Source organism: Pseudomonas sp. 05N434, assembly GCF_056396965.1.
Window position 1 is genome coordinate 1 of sequence record NZ_JBFTMK010000573.1, and the last position, 3,211, is coordinate 3,211.

A 3,211-nucleotide genomic window follows, 5' to 3' on the forward strand; every position below is an offset into this window, starting at 1 on the left:
ACCAACCGACACCCAGAATGGCCTGTACACCGCCAATCCAGTGGTGATCTTCGATGCCATTCCTCGCATTCCGTAATACCGTTATTAACTAAGGTTCATCCTTAATTCATAACACTTACCGATCGGCGGGCAAGTTTTGCCTGTCGATCGGGTTTCAACGAATTTATCTTCAGAGTATTTCGTTCATGTTCCCGATGACGCCCATCGCGACGGCGCTTGCCCTATGTTTTTGTGCAACTGCCCTGGCCGCGCCCACGGAAAACGGCCATACACCTCGAAGTCTGTTGGCGCAGGCCAAGGGATTGCCGACCGAATTCGAAGAGCATTTCTTTGATGTGCCACTGGCGGTGCGCGTGGAACTTGACCAACAGTTTCTCGGTGAGGCGATGGTCGTGTTGACCCGCGACGATCGCATCACCCTCGTTGACTTCGCCGATGTCAGCGACAGCATGATCAAGCCCAGTGAACGCGACATCTGGGCCAACTATCTGAAACAAGGAGTGGCGCTCGGTGGCTGCCAGGCCAATTGCCCCGAGCAACTGCTGGCCGTGCACTACAGCCTTGAAAACTCACTGGTGTCGATCCTCACCCAAAACGCTGAGCGCGACGATCAGGTACAGCGTTATTACAACCTGCCCGAAAATGGCAGCACCGGGTTGATCGTGCGTAACCAGCTGAACCTCAACGGCGGGCAGAACCAGGACCTGGGCGGGCGCTACGGCCTGGAAGCCAGCAGCAGCCTGGGTAACTGGACCCAGGCCGTCAATATGCAACTGTCTCGACTGGGCGGTCTGGATAACAAGCTGTATCACGCGGTGCATGAGCTCTTTACCCAGCGCGAGCTGGAGGGCAATTTTCTGCGCCTGGGCTATTTCACACCCACGTCCGAAGGCCTGACCCGTCAGCCACGTGCCTTCGGCGCGAGCCCCGACACYGCATTGGGCGTCATGTACGGCAGCTCCGACAGCCTGGCCATCAACAACCCGAAACCGGCGGTCTATCCGATCTACGTCACCGCCAATCGACAGGGTTCGGTGGAGATCTACCGCGACGGTTTGCTGATCAACACCCAGGCGGTGCCTGCCGGGTTGCAGACCCTCGATACGCGTCCGCTGCCCGGCGGTATTTATGAAGTGGAAGTGCGTCTGATCGAAGACGGCCAAATCACCTCCAGCACCCTGGAGCTGGTCTACAAACCCAACAACTGGCGTAACCATGACGAGCGCTGGCGCTATAACCTGTTCGCCGGCCGCGAATCGAAATTGCTCAGTAACTGGGAAGAGCAGGCCGACGGCGACATGACGGCGGGGGCCGCGTTCAACTTCCTGCTGCACCCGCGAGTCATCCTGGGCCTGTCGGGTCGACAGGTGCGCGACGCTCTGCAGTACGGCACGTCGGTCGATTGGGCAATCGTCAACAACGCCAGCGTCTATGCCAACGTCTACAAAACCGAGGACTACGGTACCGGCTTCGACGTGCAAGGGCTTTATTCCTATGGCAGCGGCAGCATCGTCGCCAGCCATAACCGTAGCTGGCTCGATACCACCCGGCTGTACGACACGCTGCCCGATGGCACGCGGGTGCGTCAGCGCAATGTATTTATTGGCCAGACCAGCAACTCTTCCCTGTCGATAAACCATCGACTCAACAGCAAAAGCTCGGTCAATGCCCGGGTGTCCCACAGCGAAGGCAACACCAACGGGACGGGCGTGGATCTGGGCTGGACCCAGCGCACCCAACTGTTTGGCAGTGACGCCAATTGGCGCCTGTCGCTGTTTGATCGACCAGGCAGCGTGAGTTCGGGAGACGACCGCAATCGGGGTATCGATTTGAGTGTCAACATCGCGTTGGGTGGCCCCGGTGAACAGCTTTCCGGCAGCATAGGCACTCGCACCGACCGTGATGGCGGGCGCGATAACAACGCTTCGATCACCTACCGCAAAACCCTTCAGGACCATCTGCTGCAAAGCGTCTCCGCCACGGCCATCACCGACACCTACGGCATCGGGTTGAATGCCATGGCGACCATGAGTTCTGACCTTGTCAACGGCGACGGCTTCATCCAGCGCTCGTCCTTCAACAACGACCTAACCGGAGGCTTGAACCTCGACAGCACCGTGGCCGTCGGCGGGCAAAAAATGGTCATGACCAGCCAATATCACCGCAACGGTGCCGGCATGATCATCGACGTGGAGTCGGACATCGAGGACATCGCCTTGCGCGCCGATGACTTGAGCGGTGGCAGCGCGGTGCTCAAGCCCGGGCGCAATTTCGTGCCGATCACCGCGTACAAAAGCAGCTCGGTCAGTTTCGATTTCGAGGGCAACCACGTTCCCGCCGCCACCATCCAACCGGCCCGTTCCAGCTATCACCTGAACAAGGGCGGTGTGGAATATCGCCAGGTGAAAGTGATGAAAACCCTGACCGTCCTCGGGCGCCTGATCGACCCGCAGGGCAACCCACTCAAAGGCCATCACATCATCAACCACGCCAGCCGTGGGGTGAGCGAAGTGGACGGTTTCTTCTCCATGGAAATGAATGCCGGTTCGCCAACCCTGGAAGTGCGCCACGGCAGCCAGTTGCTGTGCCAGTTCCGTCTGGACCCGAACAGTGGACGTACCGAAAACAACGTGCTGATGATCGGCGATTTGCGTTGCACGCCGGATACGTTGGCGGATGCGACTTATCTATCTGAAAGACGGGGTTAGTGGGCGTGGAGGATAGAATCAGCGTGATACGCCTACTCAAACGGACGGCCAACGTTTTGATGTTGTCTGGATTGCTGGGGGCAGTGAGCGAAGCGGCTGTCATGGAGATAGAAGCGAAATTCAGTCCGGATCCATCCAACCCGCTGGTCAATAAATTTATCAATACAACGAAGTTCACCGGGTTCTGCCAGGGTAACGAACCGGYCTGTGAGCGACGAGGACTGTCCAGTTTCAGGACACCCATTACATTCACTGCAACCAGACCAATCCGGGTCCATGAGACCAATCGCCGCGAAGCCGCAATGTTCCGCATCCCGGCGGAATGGCGAACATTGACAGTTACCAAAATGGGGGGTGCAAGCACTGAAACGGCGGAAGTGAAAGTACGTATGCCTGGTTTCGCGGTTAACTATCGCCTCAGCCACGATGCACGCGATTTGGTTGGGCGTCCAGATTTGGGTTCTCACGCCGCTCACGGACTTTTATGGCAAGGAGGGCTATGG

Annotated in this window: 1 protein-coding gene and 1 pseudogene; both read left to right on the forward strand. The window is 58.1% G+C overall.

All coding sequences use genetic code 11. The features are described 5' to 3' along the window. Positions 1-185 precede the first annotated feature (185 nt). Positions 186-2,708: a CS1-pili formation C-terminal domain-containing protein gene (locus AC1DLB_RS26045; RefSeq protein WP_026286465.1), complete on the forward strand. Its 2,523-nt coding sequence runs from the start codon at positions 186-188 to the stop codon at positions 2,706-2,708. 23 nt (positions 2,709-2,731) lie between these two features. Continuing rightward, positions 2,732-3,211, forward strand: a pseudogene (locus tag AC1DLB_RS26050) (hypothetical protein); the annotation flags it as partial.